Annotated in this window: 15 protein-coding genes and 1 tRNA gene; 10 read left to right on the top strand and 6 right to left on the bottom strand. The window is 35.4% G+C overall.

Annotated features, from left to right (window positions below):
- Positions 1 to 48: 48 nt before the first annotated feature.
- Positions 49 to 1,332: an MFS transporter gene (locus OCV73_RS04185; protein ID WP_147549330.1), complete on the bottom strand. Its 1,284-nt coding sequence runs from the start codon at positions 1,330 to 1,332 to the stop codon at positions 49 to 51.
- A gap of 139 nt (positions 1,333 to 1,471) precedes the next feature.
- Here OCV73_RS04185 and OCV73_RS04180 point away from each other — a divergent pair, with 139 nt between their 5' ends.
- Positions 1,472 to 1,729 (top strand): DUF6582 domain-containing protein, encoded by a 258-nt coding sequence (locus tag OCV73_RS04180; protein WP_147549328.1) that lies wholly within the window; start codon positions 1,472 to 1,474, stop codon positions 1,727 to 1,729.
- Positions 1,730 to 1,784: 55 nt separating this feature from the next.
- Here OCV73_RS04180 and OCV73_RS04175 read toward each other — a convergent pair whose 3' ends face one another.
- The 3 genes from OCV73_RS04175 to OCV73_RS04165 form a co-directional block, all read right to left on the bottom strand.
- Positions 1,785 to 1,931, bottom strand: a complete 147-nt coding sequence (locus OCV73_RS04175) for a hypothetical protein (RefSeq protein ID WP_167551204.1) — start codon at positions 1,929 to 1,931, stop codon at positions 1,785 to 1,787.
- Positions 1,932 to 2,087: 156 nt separating this feature from the next.
- Complete coding sequence (locus OCV73_RS04170) at positions 2,088 to 4,187, bottom strand: sensor histidine kinase (protein ID WP_147549326.1); 2,100 nt, start codon at positions 4,185 to 4,187, stop codon at positions 2,088 to 2,090.
- A 489-nt stretch (positions 4,188 to 4,676) separates the two neighbouring features.
- A tRNA-Ser gene (locus OCV73_RS04165) sits at positions 4,677 to 4,761 on the bottom strand.
- A 268-nt stretch (positions 4,762 to 5,029) separates the two neighbouring features.
- On the opposite strand from OCV73_RS04165, the gene OCV73_RS04160 reads away from it, so the two are divergent.
- From OCV73_RS04160 to OCV73_RS04150, 3 genes are all read left to right on the top strand, one after another.
- Positions 5,030 to 6,289 (top strand): putative DNA modification/repair radical SAM protein, encoded by a 1,260-nt coding sequence (locus tag OCV73_RS04160; protein ID WP_147549324.1) that lies wholly within the window; start codon positions 5,030 to 5,032, stop codon positions 6,287 to 6,289.
- Positions 6,290 to 6,292: 3 nt separating this feature from the next.
- Positions 6,293 to 7,060: a TIGR03915 family putative DNA repair protein gene (locus OCV73_RS04155; RefSeq protein ID WP_147549322.1), complete on the top strand. Its 768-nt coding sequence runs from the start codon at positions 6,293 to 6,295 to the stop codon at positions 7,058 to 7,060.
- 226 nt (positions 7,061 to 7,286) lie between these two features.
- The gene (locus OCV73_RS04150) at positions 7,287 to 9,566 is read left to right on the top strand and encodes a calcineurin-like phosphoesterase C-terminal domain-containing protein (protein ID WP_147549320.1); all 2,280 of its coding nucleotides are present in this window, start codon (positions 7,287 to 7,289) and stop codon (positions 9,564 to 9,566) included.
- A gap of 61 nt (positions 9,567 to 9,627) precedes the next feature.
- Here OCV73_RS04150 and OCV73_RS04145 read toward each other — a convergent pair whose 3' ends face one another.
- Both OCV73_RS04145 and OCV73_RS04140 read right to left on the bottom strand, forming a co-directional pair.
- Complete coding sequence (locus OCV73_RS04145; RefSeq protein WP_147549318.1) at positions 9,628 to 10,086, bottom strand: methylated-DNA--[protein]-cysteine S-methyltransferase; 459 nt, start codon at positions 10,084 to 10,086, stop codon at positions 9,628 to 9,630.
- A gap of 45 nt (positions 10,087 to 10,131) precedes the next feature.
- Positions 10,132 to 10,977: a LytR/AlgR family response regulator transcription factor gene (locus OCV73_RS04140; RefSeq protein ID WP_147549316.1), complete on the bottom strand. Its 846-nt coding sequence runs from the start codon at positions 10,975 to 10,977 to the stop codon at positions 10,132 to 10,134.
- 429 nt (positions 10,978 to 11,406) lie between these two features.
- Here OCV73_RS04140 and OCV73_RS04135 point away from each other — a divergent pair, with 429 nt between their 5' ends.
- The 6 genes from OCV73_RS04135 to OCV73_RS04110 all read left to right on the top strand — a co-directional run bounded on the left by OCV73_RS04135 (position 11,407) and on the right by OCV73_RS04110 (position 19,167).
- Complete coding sequence (locus tag OCV73_RS04135; RefSeq protein WP_147549314.1) at positions 11,407 to 12,171, top strand: glycerophosphodiester phosphodiesterase; 765 nt, start codon at positions 11,407 to 11,409, stop codon at positions 12,169 to 12,171.
- Between the two features lie 97 nt (positions 12,172 to 12,268).
- Entirely contained in the window at positions 12,269 to 12,955 is a 687-nt protein-coding gene (locus OCV73_RS04130) for a response regulator transcription factor (protein WP_147549312.1), read from the top strand.
- A gap of 18 nt (positions 12,956 to 12,973) precedes the next feature.
- Complete coding sequence (locus OCV73_RS04125; RefSeq protein ID WP_147549310.1) at positions 12,974 to 14,764, top strand: sensor histidine kinase; 1,791 nt, start codon at positions 12,974 to 12,976, stop codon at positions 14,762 to 14,764.
- Between the two features lie 119 nt (positions 14,765 to 14,883).
- Entirely contained in the window at positions 14,884 to 16,536 is a 1,653-nt protein-coding gene (locus OCV73_RS04120) for an AMP-binding protein (protein ID WP_147549308.1), read from the top strand.
- 5 nt (positions 16,537 to 16,541) lie between these two features.
- Positions 16,542 to 17,108 (top strand): xanthine phosphoribosyltransferase, encoded by a 567-nt coding sequence (gene xpt, locus OCV73_RS04115; RefSeq protein ID WP_147549306.1) that lies wholly within the window; start codon positions 16,542 to 16,544, stop codon positions 17,106 to 17,108.
- A 103-nt stretch (positions 17,109 to 17,211) separates the two neighbouring features.
- The gene (locus OCV73_RS04110) at positions 17,212 to 19,167 is read left to right on the top strand and encodes a putative porin (protein ID WP_147549304.1); all 1,956 of its coding nucleotides are present in this window, start codon (positions 17,212 to 17,214) and stop codon (positions 19,165 to 19,167) included.
- The last annotated feature ends 7 nt before the right edge of the window (positions 19,168 to 19,174 follow it).

Here is a 19,174-nt window from a genome sequence, read left to right as displayed (position 1 = left end):
TAAGCCGGCCATATGTAATATATGACCGGTTATTTTATCTCTCAAAATTTACGGTTTTTCAGTACTTTTATATCCGCTTTTTCCGTAAAATAAAATATAAAATTCACCTGCAATTACGAGAATCCAGGTAAACCTCCAGACTCCTCCAAAAATATCGGCCAAAATTCCTTGCAGAAACGGTATAACTCCCCCTCCTATTACAGCCATTGTCAATAGACCGGATGCTTTCGCCACATATTTGCCTAAATTATTAATAGCCAAAGTAAAAATGGCCGGCCACATAATTGAATGAAAGAAACCAACCCCGGTAAGTATCCAGGGATTAGCAAAAATGATAGCTAATGCCAGAAAGATAATAGCACCGATAGAAGCAGTGACCAATTGTAACTGCGAAGATATATTTTTTAAAAAAGACCCTGTTAACCTACCGGCAAGTAATAATCCCCAGTACAATGCAGCCATATGTGTTGCCTGCGAAATGTAGCTCCCGCCCAATTCGATAGCATACATATTAATGTTTGCTCCTACAGAAACTTCGATACCCACATATATGAAAAGTCCCCAGAATCCCCATTTAAAATTTCGGAAAGACCAGATGCTTTTTTCTTTTAATTCAGTATCTTTTTTACCCAAACTATCCGGTAAATTTGGCATGGTTACATAACCTACTACCACAGCAATAAGAGCCATAATAGCAGTCATCCACATAACAGGCATTGTAAATTCAGAAGAAGAAACCTGCAATAATGATGTGCGTTGAAAAATTATATAACTAACCAACAGAGGAGCAATAGCCATCCCAACCGAATTAACCGTACCTCCTATCATTTGACGCTGTAAAGGTGTTGTTCCCCCCACTCTAACAACTGTGAGGTACAAATTCAATACAACCTGAAGTATAGCAGCTGAAGTACCTACAACGAATGAACCGGCTAAAAAAATGAAAAAACCTACTGAAATGGAATTACCCCAAAAAGTTATATGCATAGGATGTGTAGTATGCATCCATACGGCTGCCTCATATACCAATAACCCGGCAACCAATATAAAAAGAGCATATACCGTAGTTTTTCGATATCCGCTATTTTCCAGCCAGCGGGTAGCGAACAGGTCGGAAAACGGATAGGCCAGAAACCATGAAAAATTAAGTAAAGTAACCAATGCATTACTTATATTACTGTTTTCGGGTAACATCGATGCTTTCAGCGGAATCTGAAATTGCTGATTAATAACAGTAAATACTCCTATAACAAAATACATAAATAGCATGATCAGGAATGGTACCCATACGCTTATCGGGTCAGATACAGAACGAACCGTCGAATTTCTCATAATTGCCCTATGTTGATTTATACTATCAACAAATCCCGGTTTTCTTTTACAGACGGAGATAGGTTAAAAAAACTAATTAGCCGAATCATTATAAAAGTGTTATTGTTTATAATAATAGAAATAAAATAGAAGATAAATTATGGCAAGAACAAAAGAATGGGTATCGGATCGGCTTTCTACCGAAGAAAGAAAAGAGCTTGATGATTCCGAATTCGGATTACCTAAATTAAGAGAATTTCCATTACCTGACGCAGCCCATGTAAGAGCAGCAGAAGCTTACTTTCGTTACGCTTCCGATAGTAATAAACCGGAACTGGCACGCAATATTTTAAAAAAAGCGAAAGAGTTTGGAGTTCATATACAAAGTCCTACCATTCTATCATGGGCAGAAAAATAAAAAAATCCGGTATTCATGAATTAATACCGGATTTTTTTATTACAACTAAAGAGTTTCACCCTCTGTTATCATCCATACTGTTTTTGTCGGGATTAAGACGAACAACTTCAGCCGCCACCTCCTTATCACTTACTATCTTCACCGACGATGGTTTAGAAGACTTGATTTTGATTTCTTTAATCTTAAAGCTGTTTGCCTTCATAATTCTTTCGTTTTTATTGATACCATTTATAATAATCAACTACTAAATACCACAGAATGTTCACTATAAAATATGACTCTGCCCCGAATTATGAAATTATATTTCTCAAAAAAAATAGGATAAAAAATAAATGCATTCCGATTTTGAGACTCGGCTTTAATTGCTCAAATATTCCTGTCCTAACGGAAGATCAACGCAAAAACGCGCGCCTTTCTTATAAGAAATATCCAAAAAAATAGAACCTCCCAGCCTATTCATAATGAGACGGCAGGAATAAAGACCTAATCCGGTTCCTGATGTAAATTCATCCAGTTTAGTAAAACGATCGAATATATATTCGGCCTTATCTGCAGGAATACCTATACCTGTATCGCTCACAGAAATTCGTATCTTAGCATCAACTTGTTCCAGGCACATGGAAATATGTCCCGTTGTTGTGAATTTTTCGGAATTATTTAATAAATGCATTAAAACGCGTTGAAGGTAATAGCTGTTTGTTTTCACTAAACAATTGCTTAATTTATTCTCAAATATATATTTAACCTTGGAATTGTCGGCCCTCGTCCTGAATGTATCTAATAAAGTAACACAAAGAGAAAAGATATCTGTCCGTTCTACAGGAAAAAGTTCTAATGAACTACTCAAGTCCGAAACTTGCAAGATGTTTTCAAACAACGCAGTCAACTGGACTGAATTTTTTTCAATAATACCAGGAAAATCTTTTTTATCTTCTTCTGTCAAATCATCGTTTAGCAATAAACTGCTAAAACCGCAGATGGCATTGAGCGGGGTACGTATTTCATGACACATAGACTGAAGAAACTCCGTCTTCATTCGGTCACTGACCTTGGCTCTTTCACTCTCTTCTGCTACCTTTTTATTGGAGAGAATCAGTGCCTGTTTAGTAGCTTCCAGCCGCTTCATCAATCTGTACTGATAGATTATCCAGACAAAAAAGATAAACAATAATACTAATGCTACAATAAGAGCTATGCGATGATAGCGTGTCTGGAGTTCAGCTCTTTCTATCTTCAGTTTATCTACATCATACAAAGATCGCATTTCAGCTAATTGCCTGTTGGTCTCTTCTATATGATTTTCTTCCATCAAGTTGGTATATTCCCAAAAAGCCTCGAATCCATCCTTATAATGTTGTTTCCATTGAGTGACCAAATTGATTTTCTTTGCCAGTAATTCCGTTCTGCCGTTCGTATCGGCCGTGTCCGTACGTACCAATAGTTCATTGATGTTATGCATGGCAAGCTCATATTGCTTGGTATAAAGATTATAGCGAAAAGTGGCTAACAATAACATGTCTTCATTCTTCTCCGGATCCTTTTCCTTATAGAATTCTTTCATCCGAGAATAGATTTCATCTACCCTTTTCCGTCCTATATAATCGGCAAAGTAAAATAATTCACTATAAACACCCATGCGCAGCGCTTCACGACTTCGAGTTCCAATATAGTTACGTTTTTTGTAAAAAGGCAACTCAAATTGTTGATCATAAAGCTGTTCCAATTCTTCCAAGGTGGCTACGGCCTCCCTAATATCCTCAGGCTTTCCTTCGGCACGAAAAATAAACTCAATACGAGTCAAATAGTACCATTCAAATTTATATCTGACTTCAAAAGGTAATCTGGCAACTAACTGATGAATATTTTTCAAATGAGCAATTCGCTCTTTTGCATTTGAAACAGAAGGCGAAAAATAATTGATACATTCCATTGCCGAGCATAGAATCATTTCCCAAAGTACTTCTTGCGATTTATCCGAAAGGTTCTTCTTATGATGTTTATATCGGGATATTTCCTCATTCGCTTCATCCGGTTTTTCAGCCTCGTCCATTTTGCAGACAGAAGGAAAGGCTTTAAGCCAAGCCATACAAAATTTCTTATAAGGACCTTGCAGATATTTTTCCCCTATTTCCTGATAATAACTCAAAGAATCCGGAATAAATTTATAATCACGACAAAAAATATCGAGGATCTCAAAAATATAATCTTGCTTATTTAATTGAATAGCTAACTTCAACGCTTCATTTATATACATATGCTTACTGTGCATATTGTCAGATACATCATACAGATCAATATACAATTCCATTCTCTGTTGCCTGTTAAGAGACGAATCTTGAAGCGTTTCCAGTATGGCTGTCTTTACTTCGTTGGCATCGACTTCTTTTGATATACTAGTCTGCACAAAGAAAAAAGCAAACCAGGCTGTGATTAAAATTCTTACCAAATGGTTCTTCATGGATTGACAATTTACAATATTCGTCACTTTACAAATATAAAATAAATTAAAAACAGAAGCAAATATATTTAATACGTAACAATCTTTTTATTACAAGGTATAGATCGAAATCATAAGTATATCATTATAGACAGTGCAAGCCTAAACTGAATTCACGAATACACTGTCATCCTTTGAATTTGAACCATATGGCAAACATTAAGCTCTTAGCTTTTACGACCATTCAGGCTATAAGGTAAAAGCACATTTCATTAAGAACTGCATTTTTGGGGATTCATTTTAAGGTACTTAACATTATCAAGTTATTTGTGGACAAATCGTTACCGTTTCTGTCCGGAGGGGAATAAGTAACGATTTAGTAACGACACTTTGTCTTTTCCCGTACTTTTGAAGTCTTGGAAGCAGGACTTTCGGGCAATAAAAAAGCCACAAATCATTGATTTATAGCTTTTTGTCCGTTTGCTGACCATTTCTGTCCAGCACGTTCAGCGGAGAGAGAGGGATTCGAACCCCCGGAACCTCGCAGTTCAACGGTTTTCAAGACCGCCGCAATCGACCACTCTGCCATCTCTCCAGATGTTGTGATCTTACTTTTTGTTTCAAAAGCAGTGCAAAGGTAAGGTCTTTTTTTTATTTTACAAATTATTTCGGATATTTCTTATTATATAATCATCATGTTTTTTACAAGAACTTGTTATTAACCATATTACATCAAATAATTTTTTGAATAAAATTTTAAATTCATCCATTATTCTACCGTTTTTCAGATAACAGTCATTTTTTGATATTAAATTATTCTTTTTAATACGTTTTCTTGAGGGTATTGTTTTACTTTGCAAATTATGAATGATACAATTATAGAAAAACTTAAAATTCTGGCCGAATCGGCTAAATACGACGTATCTTGTGCATCTAGCGGCATATCGAGAGCTCATAAATCAGGCGGCATAGGAAATACTGCCGGTTGGGGAATTTGTCATAGTTTTTCGGAAGACGGCCGTTGTATTTCATTATTAAAAATAATGCTGACCAATTATTGCCAATATGATTGTGCCTATTGCATAAATCGTCGCAGCAATGATATACGTAGAGCCACTTTTTCGGTTTCTGAATTGGTAAACTTAACTATTGAGTTTTATCGGCGTAACTATATCGAAGGCTTGTTCCTTAGCTCAGGAGTAGTGAGAAATCCCGACTATACGATGGAAAGACTGGTAAAAGTGGTCAAAGACTTAAGACTTATACATAAATATAATGGTTACATCCACTTAAAAAGCATTCCGGGGGCTAGCCGGGAGCTCGTGCAGGAAGCAGGTCTGTATGCCGACAGACTAAGCGTAAATATCGAAATTCCTAATGAAAAAAGTTTACAAGCATTAGCTCCTGAAAAAGATTTTCAAAGCATATTTACTCCCATGCGTTATATTCAAACCGGAGTACTGGAAAGCAATGAGGAACGGAAAAAATATCGGAAAGCTCCCCGTTTTGCTCCTGCCGGACAAAGTACTCAAATGATTGTAGGTGCTACACCCGACAGCGACAAAGATATCCTTAACCTTTCTGCGATGCTATATGATCGGCCTACCATGAAAAGAGTCTATTATTCGGGATTTGTACCGGTAAATGAATATGATAATCGCCTACCCGCCCTAAAGCAACCACCTTTAGTCAGAGAAAACAGATTATATCAGGCAGACTGGTTATTGCGATTCTATCAATTTAGAGTTGATGAAATCGTTAATGACACTTATCCGGAACTGGATCTTGAAATTGATCCTAAATTATCCTGGGCATTACGTCATCCGGAAAAATTTCCGGTAGACATAAACCGGGCAGACTATGAAATGCTGCTCCGGGTTCCCGGCATAGGAGTTAAAACGGCAAAAATGATATTATTTTCGAGAAGATACGGACGTATAAACTTTACACAATTAAAGAAAATGGGAGGTGTTATGAAAAAAGCCCAATATTTTATTACATGCCATGACCTGCCTGTACGGAACATCCAAGAAATACACCCTGAAAACGTCAAACGATTATTGACGAAAACCAACGAAACTAAAAGGGATAACAGGCAATTAAGCTTTTTATTTGGAGACTGAAAAATGATCATTTTTACATATGATAAAACGTTTGAAGGATTACTCACCGCTATTTTTGAGTCTTATTCCTTAAAGGTTATTCCCGATTTATTACTTCGGTCCGGAGAACCGTTGCCTATTTTTTACGAACGTTGTATTTGTGTTGAAACCGATGTATCCAAATCGGAACGTGTATTAAAAAGCATGGAAAAGAAATTATCCAAAGCGGGGTTAGCTGTTATTACAGCTAACTGGTTATCGGAGTTGCCTGATACCGATTTATTGATATTTAAATATATATGCAAAGCTATCAATGCTTCAAAATCCATAGAGCTAAACTTTGGAGATCCGGATGTTCTATTAGCATCAAATATCAGTAAAAAAGTAAGCCAGGAACGACATAGAGTCATTCAGTTTCTCCGTTTTCAAAAGACGTCTGATTGTACTTATTTTGCTGCAATTGAACCATTATATAATATATTGCCTATAGCTATACAACATTTTAAAGAGCGTTTTGCCGGTCAAAAATGGATTATCTATGATATGAAACGAGATTACGGATTTTATTATGATATGTCGGCGGTTACAGAAATCCGTTTTGAAACAGGAAAGCCTGTTTTACCTTCAGGCAAAATGGATACTGCGCTTATGGCTCATGATGAAAAATTATTTCAGGAGCTATGGAAGGCTTATTTTAAATCCACTACAATAAAAGAACGTAGAAACCCTAAATTGCATCGTCAAAACCTACCTGTAAGATTTTGGAAATATCTCATTGAAAAGCAAGGATAGTTAATATGATGGAACCGGCATAACTGTCCTGATAAATTCATAAAGAATATTAATAAACATTTCCTACTTTCTTGTCATATCATTCTATTCAAAATAAAAATACATTTTCATAAAAAAACAACCTATTTTCAATATCATTTTTATATAAAAAATAATGATTTGTTTTAGTTTATATATATTTTTATTATTTTCGCTTTGTAAATAAATTAAATCTGATACTTATAAAATGAAAACAAAACGAAATTTTAAATCAATCTCCTTTACACCTCCTTTCTTTTATTTTATATTCTTCTTCGTATTTCTGTCCGGGATATTTATGTTTTCCGGTTGTAATGAAGAACATAAAGAAGACTCCGAATTGAAAATCAAGAATTTGAATATTCCTTCGGAATTAACGATTTTGGCAGAAAGTAGTATAACCATCGGAGGAGAAGGTTTTTCTACAGGGGATATTATAGAACTAAAATCGGCTACAGACAGTAAAATATCATTCGTAATTAATGCAACTGAAATTACTAATAGATACATAACCTTTACATTGCCTGAAAGCATCCAATCCGGAAGTTATAATATCATATTATTAAGAGGTGACAGGTTTTTGTTTTTAGGTACAACAAACCTCACCATAACTCCCAATACAAATATTCCCGATATTACGAATATAAATATTCCGTCACTTATAGAGACATTTGCGAATGAAAATATATCATTAAGAGGACGTGGGTTTATGGATGGCGATATTATACGGTTACAGCTAACATCAGATGAAAATACCGAATATAAAGCTCCACTATTTGACATTACAGCATTTGCAGCTTCATTTACCATTCCTAAAGATATGGTCTCGGGAGAATATAAATTTATATTACAGAGAGGAACGGAATCATTATTTCTGGGTATATCTGCAATTACTATTAAACTAAATATGAATCTGCCGGATGTGGAAGGTATGACGATTAAAGGTGTCGTATATTGCAATAATACTGGTGTGCCCGATGTTGTAGTTTCAGATGGTATAGAAGTGGTTAAAACCGATAAAAACGGTATATATTATTTACCCTCCGCCAAAAAGAATGGTTTTGTCTTCATTTCTGTTCCAGGAAATTATGAAGTTTCCACCGAAGGAAGAAATATGCCGTTATTTTATGAGCGTCTCAAAGGAGGTAATCAGACAGAACAAATAAATTTTTCTTTGAATCAAATCGATAACAATAAACATGTAGTGTTAGCTTTGGCAGATATGCATCTGGCAAAACGAAATAACGATATTACACAGTTCACTAATGGGTTTAAAACCGATATTAAAACGACCATCGATACATATCGAAATAGCGGAACTAAAGTTTACGGCCTCACTTTAGGGGATATGACGTGGGATCTGTACTGGTATTCCAATAACTTCCAATTAAATGATTATCTGAGTTTGATCAAAGATATAGATATTCCCATCTTTAATGCAATGGGAAATCACGATAATAATCCTTATGGGGTTGGGGACTGGGATGCTGAACAAAAATTTAAAGATATTATAGGTCCTACCTATTATTCTTTCAATTTGGGAAAAGCTCATTATATCGTTATGGACGATGTAGAATATATTAATAAAGGCGGCAGCGAAGGAATTATAGGTGATAGAAAATATAACCGTAAACTTTCTGCAGATCAATTGTCTTGGTTACAAAAAGATTTGAATACTATCGCTGACAAATCAACTCCTATTTTTGTAGCTATGCATGTACAGGTTCATGCCATACCTACATCGCTTACTGCCACAGGTAAACCTGTTGCAAACGTTACGATGTCGAGTGGAAACGAATTATTGTCAATATTAAAAGAGTTCTCAAATGTTCACATTTTGACAGGACATACACATGTTAATTATATAATTGAAGCATCCGAATCTATTACAGAGCATAATATTGCAGCCGTATGCGCAACATGGTGGTGGACCGGCAAGAACGGATATGCCGGAAATCATATCTGTAAAGATGGTTCTCCCGGAGGATATGGTGTTTTTGAGATAGAAAATAATAATATACAGTGGTATTATAAAGGCATTGGAGAGAATAAAAACAAACAGTTTAGAAGTTATGATCTAAATGAGTGTTATGTAACGGCTGAAAAATATGCACCCAATTCTACAGAAGCCAAGATGAAGACATATTCCGGAGAGTATGCTATTAAAAATGAAAAAAATCAGGTGTTATTAAACATATGGGGACATGACATGAACTGGAATATAGAAGTTACCGAAAACGGTAATCCGCTAAAAGTGACACGAGTTGTTAAAAAAGACCCTTTGCATATAATTTCCTATGAAGCTAAAAGGCTGAATGCAAATGCCGATCCTACAGCCGATTTTGTGAGCAATAACACAGCACATCTTTTCATGGTTACAGCTTCGAGCCCGACCTCTACTTTGGAAATTAAGGTCACCGACCGTTTTGGCAATATATACAAAGAAACTATGACAAGACCTAAAGAATTAAAATGCTCAATGCAATAGCTAAAAAGTCCGGTTTTATAATAAACCGGACTTTTTGCTTCTAAATATCCCAAAATATTTTTTAAGAATGTTCTTTTTCTAATTTAAGCAAATAATTTTTATTATTTAATCCGCCTCCATATCCGACCAGTGCCCCGTTACTCCCTATTACCCGATGACAAGGAACAACAATTAACAAAGGATTTTTGTTATTCGCCATACCAACTGCCCGGCATGCTTTAGAATTACCGACAGCTTCTGCTATTTGCTTATAACTACGAACCTCTCCATAAGGTATTTTCATCAGTTCGTCCCATACGCTTTTCTGAAACGGGGTACCTTGCGGATCTAACAACAAATCAAAAGTTTTTCTTTCTCCATGAAGATAGTCGCAGATTTGGTTATAAGCTTCCCGTATAGCCGGTGTTTCTTTCTCTACAGCATCCCATATTTCAAAAAAAGAAATACGGTATATCGCATTTTCATCCGCTGCTATCCAAATTTTTCCGAGGGAAGTCTGGTACAAATAAAAACTTCTCATAATATTTACGGGAATTAATAATAAATTGTATTACATGAAATAAGATTATGCGGTAAACTGAATAAATTTTTGTGTAACTGTCTCGCTATATGTTTTAGAAATAGGAATATCTGGAACATTGGGTATTCCTAATTCAAGGAAAACACCATCCTTCCCTTTTCTAAGAACTTTTACATGATCGAAATTAACCATATACGACCTGTGGCATCGCAATATATAATCCGAAGCCAATTCTTCTTCAACAGCTTTCAATGTACTTCTTAACATATACCGGGTTATCGTATCTTTATTAAGATACCAGATGCAAACATAGTTATCCGCAGATTCGAGATACAGCAAATTACTACGCTTCACCGATAGTCTGAGCTCCCTTTTTTCATCATAAAAAGCGATTACTTTCGATTCTCCTTTTTCAGCAGAAACCTTGTCTATTAATTCTAATTGTTTCTCCTTTTCCTGCCAGGAAAAATATAGCATAAGAATAGAATAAGGTAATAACAAAACCAATGCTGTATTTATCGTGGACTCCTGCAAAGTCTGCAATACATCTCTTTCCTTATTGACAGAAAGAGCATAACCAGTATAAAAAAGCGACATAAATATAATCTCAAAGAACACCCACAAGATATAATCGCCATATGTTATCGGTTTTTTCTTTGCATAATAATACATTACAATACGACTGACGACAACAACCAGTACTCCCGTCAGTACAATTAATGTAGAAAATACAAGAAACATAAAATTGGTTACACGATACCACGTAGGAGAACTGAACGGTTTATATATATTAATGAATATTATAGCAAACAAAGCTGTAAAAAGAACCAACTTTATCAGATTCTTTTTTTCATAATTATATCCAGGTACCCGTTTATTCCAAAAATTCATATGTCGCGGCGTTTATAAATGTCAAAGATACTCTTTTTAGATCAAAAAACGCGCAAAAGTATTTTATATTGTAAATTATTTCACCCCTTAATAGAATAATTTACCCCATATATTTACATTTCATCCCATAGCAAGGTCAAATATACCATTAATTTGTAAATACTGTTTCAGGCTTATTTCTTTGTACTATTCAAACATAAAAGATCTTTTTTTTGTTTGTTAAGGCTTTTATTAAGTCGCAATCTTTTCAGAGTAGAATCAAATTTTAATTGATTAATTGTTCATACCATAAGGTTGAGCATATTTGTAAAAAAACAACATTCAATTTTAAAAAAGAAGTTAGTCGAGAGACTCGCTTCTTTTTTATTTATCTATTGTCTTTTTGGAACAAAATCCATATATTTGAAGTAACATTAAAAACACACCTATATGAAAAAAATCTTTCCTTTGTTATTATTCACTACCCTTTCGGTTGCAGGTATTTCAGCTCAGTCAAAAACACATGTTATCGCTCATAGAGGGTATTGGGACTGTGAAGGTAGTGCGGAGAATTCTATAACTTCTTTAAAAAAAGCTGTTGAAATCGGTGTTTACGGTTCGGAATTGGACGTATGGCTGACAAAAGACAGTGTTTTAATTGTTAATCATAATCCTACTACTTTGGACGGACTTAAAGTAGAAGATTGCACCGCTGAACAAATATGTAAGTCAAAATTGAAAAACGGTGAAAATATTCCTTTACTGATAGATTATTTAAGTGCAGGAAAAAATCAGGATAAAACAAAACTGATTATAGAATTGAAAGAGCAAACCGGTTTGGAAAAACAAAAGCTGATTGCCAGGAAAACAGTCGATATGGTAAAAAATTTAGGCATAGAAGATAAGGTAGAATATATCACATTCAGTATTATTACAGGCGATGAACTTATACGACTTGCCCCAAATGCTAAAGTAGCTTATTTATCTTGTAATTATTCTCCTGCAGAATTAAAACAGAAAGGATATACAGGAATAGATTTTTCTTATTTATGCATGAAGAAACATCCACATTGGTATGATGAAGCCAAAGCATGCGGATTGACTATTAATGTATGGACAGTAAATAAAAAAGACCAAATGCTCGAACTGATAGATAAAAAGGTTGATTATATTACCACTAATGATCCTTTATTATTACAAGAACTGCTTAAATAAGTATTCCTAAACAAGACATGTAAATAAAAGTAGTTTGTAATATAAGTGAAATAACTTTTTAAAATCTTTGCATAAACTAATTCAAAAACTCAAAACCATGACAATTTACAAGATTCTCGTAGTTGACGATGAAGAAGATTTATGTGAAATACTCAAATTCAATCTCGAAACAGAAGGATATGAGGTAGATTCGGCAAATTCGGCAGAAGAAGCGTTAAAAATGACATTGAGCGAATATAAACTGATCATACTTGATGTTATGATGGGAGAAATGAGCGGCTTTAAATTTGCTAATATTTTGCGCAAGAATGAAAAAACGGCCAAAATCCCTATAATATTCCTCACTGCTAAGGATACGGAGAATGACAGACTTACTGGATTTAATATAGGAGCAGACGATTATATATCCAAACCTTTTTCTATTCGGGAAGTTATGGCAAGAGTAAAAGCCGTATTACGTCGTTCGGTTTCCGAACCGGACAACGAACCGGCTATTTTATCTTTTGATAAACTTACTCTCGATCCGATAAAGAAAAAAGCATTCATATCACAAGAAGAAATATCACTTACCAAAAAAGAGTTCGAGATATTAAAATTATTGCTTTCTTACCCTGGACAAGTTTTCTCAAGAGAAGAAATTTTATCAAAAGTATGGAGTGACGAAGTATATGTGCTGGACAGGACGATTGATGTAAATATTACAAGATTAAGGAAAAAAATAGGTGATTATGGAAAATATATTGTCACCCGTTTAGGATATGGCTATTGTTTCGAAACAGTTTGAATCGTTTTTCAATAAAGAATGAATATATTTAAAAAAATGCCTTTTCACAGAGAGTTGTTCATAACGATAGCAGCTCTCTTTTTACTATTTGTAACGGCCATACTCATATTTCAATACAGTATGGAGAAAGAACATAGAAAAGAATTATTGAACTCGACATTACAAGAATATAATGATTTAATTCATAAAAGAATATACAACGATACAATAACTTTTTCCCAAAAAAGCCTCGATTCTATTGTTCATTACATCACGGATAAAAAATTAAGAGTTACCATTTTATCCGCTAAAACGGGAGAAATTCTAATGGATAATCATGAAAGCGAATTATCTAATAAAGAATCACATTTATCTCGTCCTGAAATTATACAAGCTATAGAAAAAGGTTCGGGATACGCTCTTCGCCGGTCAAGTTCATTAAATCAATCATTCTTTTATTCTGCAAAATCATACGATAACTATTTAATAATAAGGAGTTCTCTACCTTTTGACATACATATTGATTCGATATTAAACGTAGACATCGGATTTTTCTATTTTCTGATTATATCATCTGTTATAACGATTCTAATCCTATTTTACTTTTGTCATAAATTAGGCAATTCCGTTTCCATTTTAAAACATTTTTCTAAACAGGCAGAACAAGGTTTCCAGTTGGATACGGGAATACAGCCAGACAAAAGCGATATAGGGGACGTGACTCGCAATCTTATACGCATATACAATAATCTACGTACTACAAAAGAAGAACTGTCCATAGAAAAAGAAAAACTATTTAAACATTTACAATTCTCCAAAGAAGGACTGGCCATATTTTCTGCAGACAAAAAAGTAATAGTGGCTAATAATTTATTTGTACAATATCTCAATCTCATTACAGATACTACCATAAAAAATGTAGAAAGTTTTTTCGAAGAAAAAGAGTTTTACAAAATACATGAATTTGTTAACAAACGCCGCAATGCCCGCCATATTGGCGAAGAGTTTATTGCAGACTCTATATTCCTCACCAAAAATGGAAAGACCTTCCAGGTCGAATGTATTATTTTCCAAGACCATACGTTTGAAATAGCTATAAATGACATTACTTTCCAAGAAAAAGAAACACAATTAAAAAAACAACTTACACAAAATATCGCCCACGAATTAAAAACACCGGTAAGCAGCATTCAAGGATATATGGAAACAATATTATCCAATCCTTTTTTATCAGAAGAAAAACGATCCTTATTTATGCAAAGATGTTATGCTCAGACAATACGTTTGGCCGGGTTGTTGAGAGACATTTCTATGCTTAACCGTCTGGATGAATCTAATGATCTGTTCGACTGTGCAGTAGTATCTCTTGATAAACTGGTCGACGATATATTCAATGAATCGGCAACACAATTGGCCGAACATCATATGACTGCTATATCACGCATTCCTGAAGAAACAAATATATGCGGTAATTATTCTTTGCTATATTCTATATTTCGTAATCTGACCGATAACGCTATTTCATATGCCGGCGATGGCAGCCAGGTCTTAGTGGAGTGCTATTATAAGGACGATGAATATTACTACCTGTCATTTTCCGATACCGGAACAGGTGTTTCCCAGGAACATTTAAATCGTTTATTCGAACGTTTTTATAGAGTGGATAAAGGGCGCTCACGTAAATTAGGAGGAACAGGATTAGGCTTGGCTATCGTAAAAAATGCCGTTCTTTTTCATAAAGGTGAAATAATGGTAAAAAACGGCGCTAATGGCGGACTGAATTTCTTATTTACATTAAAACGCAATCAGGATAGTCAATTGTCTTATTAAAAAAATCACGGGAAACTAAGTAACCGGTGAAACTCATCGTAAAATAAAAACAGATTGTTTTTTATCAAAATATATCTAACTTTGTTATTCTTATTAGTAACAATCAAGAATATATAGTTATGTCTAACAGTCTGAACGCATATATAGAAGAATCCATTAAAAAAAATTGGGAAAGAGTTGCTTTGTCCGATTTTAATGGAGTTTCATATCAATTTAAAGACGTTGCCCGAAAGATAGAAAAAATCCATCTTTTGCTCGAAAGTGCAGGTATTAAAACGGGAGATAAGATTGCGATTTGCGGAAAGAACTCGTCCCACTGGGCTGTAGCTTTCTTTGCAACACTCACATACGGAGCTGTTCCGGTTCCTATACTGCATGAATTTAAAGCAGACAACATACACCATATCGTCAATCATTCGGATGCAAAATTTCTTTTCGTTGGTGACGCTGTTTGGGAAAACCTGAACGAAGTTCACATGAAAAATTTGAACGGAATTATATTGATCAATGATTTTTCAGTCCTCGCGTCGAAGAATAAAAAACTTATAGAGACAAGGAACCGATTGAATGAATTATTCGGAAAAAAATATCCCAGCCGTTTTACGCCGGACAATGTATCTTATTACAAAGACAAACCAGACCAACTAGCCATTATTAATTATACATCGGGCTCTACAGGTTTTTCCAAGGGTGTTATGCTCTCCTACCGCAGTCTTTGGTCCAATGTCAAGTTTTGCATAGAAAACCTCGATTTTCTTCAAGCGGGAGATAATATTGTTTGTATGTTGCCGATGGCACATATGTATGGAATGGTAATCGAAACCATACACCCATTTGTGAAAGGATGTCACCTCCATTTTCTTACACGTGTACCGTCTCCTAAAATCATTATGGATGCATTTTCCGAAGTTAAACCTAAGTTAATTATCACAGTACCGCTTATTATTGAAAAGATAATAAAATCGAAAGTATTTCCTTTGTTGGAAAAACCGCTTATGCGCGTACTGCTTAAAGTCCCCATTATTGATACGCAACTATTGTTGAAAATAAAAAATAAATTGTTCGAGACTTTCGGTGGCAATCTTCAGGAAATGATAATCGGCGGCGCCGGATTAAACAAAGAAGTGGAAGCCTTTTTGAAAAAAATCGAATTTCCTTTTACAATAGGATACGGTATGACAGAATGTGGTCCGCTAATTTCGTACGCTCCTTGGACCGAAAATCCCCCGGGTGCATGCGGGCGAATCGTAGAACGCATGGAAATGAAAGTAGATTCACCCGATCCGGAGAACATAGTAGGAGAATTATGGGTAAAAGGAGACAATACGATGACTGGATACTATCGAAATGACGAAGCTACAAAAGCAATATTCCGGGACGGTTGGATGAATACCGGGGATCTTTGTACGGTTGATTCCAAAGGATTTATACACCTGAAAGGCAGGAATAAAAACATGATACTGGGACCATCCGGGCAAAACATCTATCCTGAAGAGATTGAGGATAAACTTAATAATATGCCCTATGTAAACGAATCTCTGATCGTTGAAAAAGACGGTAAACTGGTGGCATTGATATATCCTGATATTGAGAACGCTTGTAAATCAGGTATTTCTACCGAACAAATAGAAAAGCTGATGGATGAAAACCGGCAGGCTCTGAATAAAGAACTTCCGGCGTACAGTCAGATAAGCCGGGTAAAAGTATATTTTGAAGAATTTGAGAAAACCCCTAAACGCAGCATTAAACGATATTTATACCAGCACAACTAATTATTATGGAGTTATTAAAACGTCGTATCCTGGAAGACGGCAAATGTTTTGAAGGAGGAATTTTAAAAGTAGACAGTTTTATAAACCACCAAATGGATCCGTTACTGATGGAAGCCATTGCCAAAGAATTTGCCAAAAGATTCTCTCACGAGCGGATCAATAAAATAATGACTATTGAAGCAAGTGGAATAGCCCCGGCTATTATGGTCGGTTATATTATGAAACTTCCGGTTGTATTCGCAAAGAAAAAAGAGCCTAAAACTATGATAAATGCGCTTACCACTACCGTACATTCTTTTACAAAAGACCGGGAATATCCTATATCCATAAGCAGCGATTATCTCACGCCTCAGGATTATATTCTCTGCATCGACGATTTTCTCGCCAACGGTAATGCCGCCCTGGGAATGATAGAACTTATACATCAGGCCGGTGCACATCTTAGCGGAATGGGATTCATCATTGAAAAAGAATTTCAGAAAGGAAGCGAATTACTCAGGAAAAAAAACATACATGTAGAATCCCTGGCTGTAATATGCAGCCTGGATAATTGCGAAATAGTAATCAAATAACCGGATATATCTTTTTACTAAAAAGATAAAATAGATTTTAACCAAGAATAAAGGAATCCATCATCCTTTCATTTCGGTTATTTAGTTATATCTTTGCAGTCGCATGAAAAAAGTCGTTATTATCATATGGACCATCTGTTCTTTTCTGATATTAAAGGCAGAGAAGGAGAAAAGTGTCCCCGGACCTTATGCATGGCATATTACACAACCGCTGGGCAATATTGTTCCGGCTCCCATGGATACATTAATGCTCAATTATTACCAGACCGATATTCCCAATGCCCGGTCGGTAGCATATAGTACGACTGGAAATCTCGGAGGAGCCGGCCAATCTAAAATATTCTTTGAACGCCCTGTTACTTCGGAATTTTTTTTCAAAGATCCATACTCTCAATGGATAAATACGGCATCCAATTGGACATTTTATAACAGCCGTATACCTATGACATTGCTTTCTTATGGGAGCGGAGGCTCCAAGAAAAATGCCATAGACCACCTTAAAGCTGTCTTTTCAGGAAATGCAACCAAACAATTGGAGTTCGGAGGAGGAGTAGATTATATCCTTTCCCGAGGACATTACCAGCAACAGGCAAGCAAAGATTTTTCTTATCGTTTGTTCGGCAGTTATATAAGCGATAAATACCAGCTACAAGCGTTCGTTAATGTATACAATTTTGTCAATCAGGTAAACGGGGGAATCACTAACGACGACTATATATTACGCCCTGAAGAATTACAGGGAGGACAAACAAAAATCGACACTAAAACAATACCGGTAAATTTGACCGATGCATACAGCCGGATACGTGGACAAGAATATTATGCCACACAACGTTATAATCTTGGATATTATAAAGAGACTAAAAAAGATACCAGCATTATCGAAACATTTATTCCTGTCACCAGTTTTATCCATACAATAGAATATAATGAAAACAAACACCGTTTCGTTAACAATTCAATAACGAACGATACGACATATTTTGCCAATACATATTTGTCCAATCAAGGTACAAACGAAATAAATTCATGGTGGTCTTTGAGAAATACATTTGGAATTTCGCTATTAGAAGGATTTAACAAATGGGCAAAAATGGGTTTGGCCGCATATGCTACTTACGAAATAAGAAGATTTACACAAATAGGTGACACTTTAACTCCGGGTGTGGTTCCCGACGGATGCGATCCTCTGCCCGAATTCTCGAATCCCCCCCATCATACCGACAACTTATTATGGTTGGGAGGAGAAATATCCAAACGCCAGGGTAAGATATTGACATATAATGTAAACGCTAAGTTCGGTTTATTAGGCTCTGCAATCGGTGATATAGATATAACCGGAAATATTCGCAGCCGTTTCCCTCTTTTCAAAGATACGGTACAAATCCGGGCTTACGGATTTTTCAGAAATACCGAAGTTCCTTATTTCTATAAACACTATACATCCAATCATTTCATTTGGGATAATGATTTCGGGAAAATACGCCGGTTTCGCGTTGGCGGCGAATTTCACATAGAACGCTGGCGTACCCACCTGAATATCGGAGTAGAGAACCTGCAAAACTATGTCTATTTCGACAAGGATGCCCTACCCCGTCAGGAATCATCTATCATACAAGTATTCAATGCGACACTCAAGCAGGACTTTAAATTCGGTATTTTCAATCTGGATAATGAAATAACTTATCAGAAATCATCCAAAAGTTCCGTTATTCCATTGCCGGAATTAAGTGTCTATAGCAATATGTATTTGCTATTTCGCATAGCTAAAGTTTTACATGTACAGTTGGGGGTCGATTGCAGGTATTATACTAAATACAAAAGCGAAACATTTCAACCGGCCACTCTGGTTTTCCACAACCAAGATGAAATTGAAGTGGGGAATTATCCGTTTATGAATGCTTATGTGAACATGAAACTCCAGAAAACCCGTTTTTACGTTTTGTTTTCTCACGCCAATAAAGGAATATTCGGAGGCAATAATTACTTCTCTATGCCTCACTACCCTCTTAACCCAAGTATATTCCAATTGGGATTATCTATTGATTTTGCCAATTAAAATGAGT

Origin of the sequence: Barnesiella propionica (assembly GCF_025567045.1) — a bacterium.
In the GTDB taxonomy this organism is placed as follows: Bacteria; Bacteroidota; Bacteroidia; order Bacteroidales; family Barnesiellaceae; genus Barnesiella_B; species Barnesiella_B propionica.
The sequence above is the reverse complement of the archived record's forward strand: the minus strand, read 5'-3'. Positions and strand labels throughout refer to the sequence as shown.

What these genes read in the sequence shown, in the direction of transcription:
- OCV73_RS04185 (WP_147549330.1), bottom strand. Translation starts at nt 1,332, where the DNA reads ATGAGAAATTCGACGGTTCGTTCTGTATCTGACCCGATAAGCGTATGG.
- OCV73_RS04180 (WP_147549328.1), top strand. Translation starts at nt 1,472, where the DNA reads ATGGCAAGAACAAAAGAATGGGTATCGGATCGGCTTTCTACCGAAGAA.
- OCV73_RS04175 (WP_167551204.1), bottom strand. Translation starts at nt 1,931, where the DNA reads ATGAAGGCAAACAGCTTTAAGATTAAAGAAATCAAAATCAAGTCTTCT.
- OCV73_RS04160 (WP_147549324.1), top strand. Translation starts at nt 5,030, where the DNA reads ATGAATGATACAATTATAGAAAAACTTAAAATTCTGGCCGAATCGGCT.
- OCV73_RS04130 (WP_147549312.1), top strand. Translation starts at nt 12,269, where the DNA reads ATGACAATTTACAAGATTCTCGTAGTTGACGATGAAGAAGATTTATGT.
- OCV73_RS04120 (WP_147549308.1), top strand. Translation starts at nt 14,884, where the DNA reads ATGTCTAACAGTCTGAACGCATATATAGAAGAATCCATTAAAAAAAAT.
- OCV73_RS04155 (WP_147549322.1), top strand. Translation starts at nt 6,293, where the DNA reads ATGATCATTTTTACATATGATAAAACGTTTGAAGGATTACTCACCGCT.
- OCV73_RS04145 (WP_147549318.1), bottom strand. Translation starts at nt 10,086, where the DNA reads ATGAGAAGTTTTTATTTGTACCAGACTTCCCTCGGAAAAATTTGGATA.
- xpt (WP_147549306.1), top strand. Translation starts at nt 16,542, where the DNA reads ATGGAGTTATTAAAACGTCGTATCCTGGAAGACGGCAAATGTTTTGAA.
- OCV73_RS04110 (WP_147549304.1), top strand. Translation starts at nt 17,212, where the DNA reads ATGAAAAAAGTCGTTATTATCATATGGACCATCTGTTCTTTTCTGATA.
- OCV73_RS04170 (WP_147549326.1), bottom strand. Translation starts at nt 4,187, where the DNA reads ATGAAGAACCATTTGGTAAGAATTTTAATCACAGCCTGGTTTGCTTTT.
- OCV73_RS04135 (WP_147549314.1), top strand. Translation starts at nt 11,407, where the DNA reads ATGAAAAAAATCTTTCCTTTGTTATTATTCACTACCCTTTCGGTTGCA.
- OCV73_RS04150 (WP_147549320.1), top strand. Translation starts at nt 7,287, where the DNA reads ATGAAAACAAAACGAAATTTTAAATCAATCTCCTTTACACCTCCTTTC.
- OCV73_RS04125 (WP_147549310.1), top strand. Translation starts at nt 12,974, where the DNA reads ATGAATATATTTAAAAAAATGCCTTTTCACAGAGAGTTGTTCATAACG.
- OCV73_RS04140 (WP_147549316.1), bottom strand. Translation starts at nt 10,977, where the DNA reads ATGAATTTTTGGAATAAACGGGTACCTGGATATAATTATGAAAAAAAG.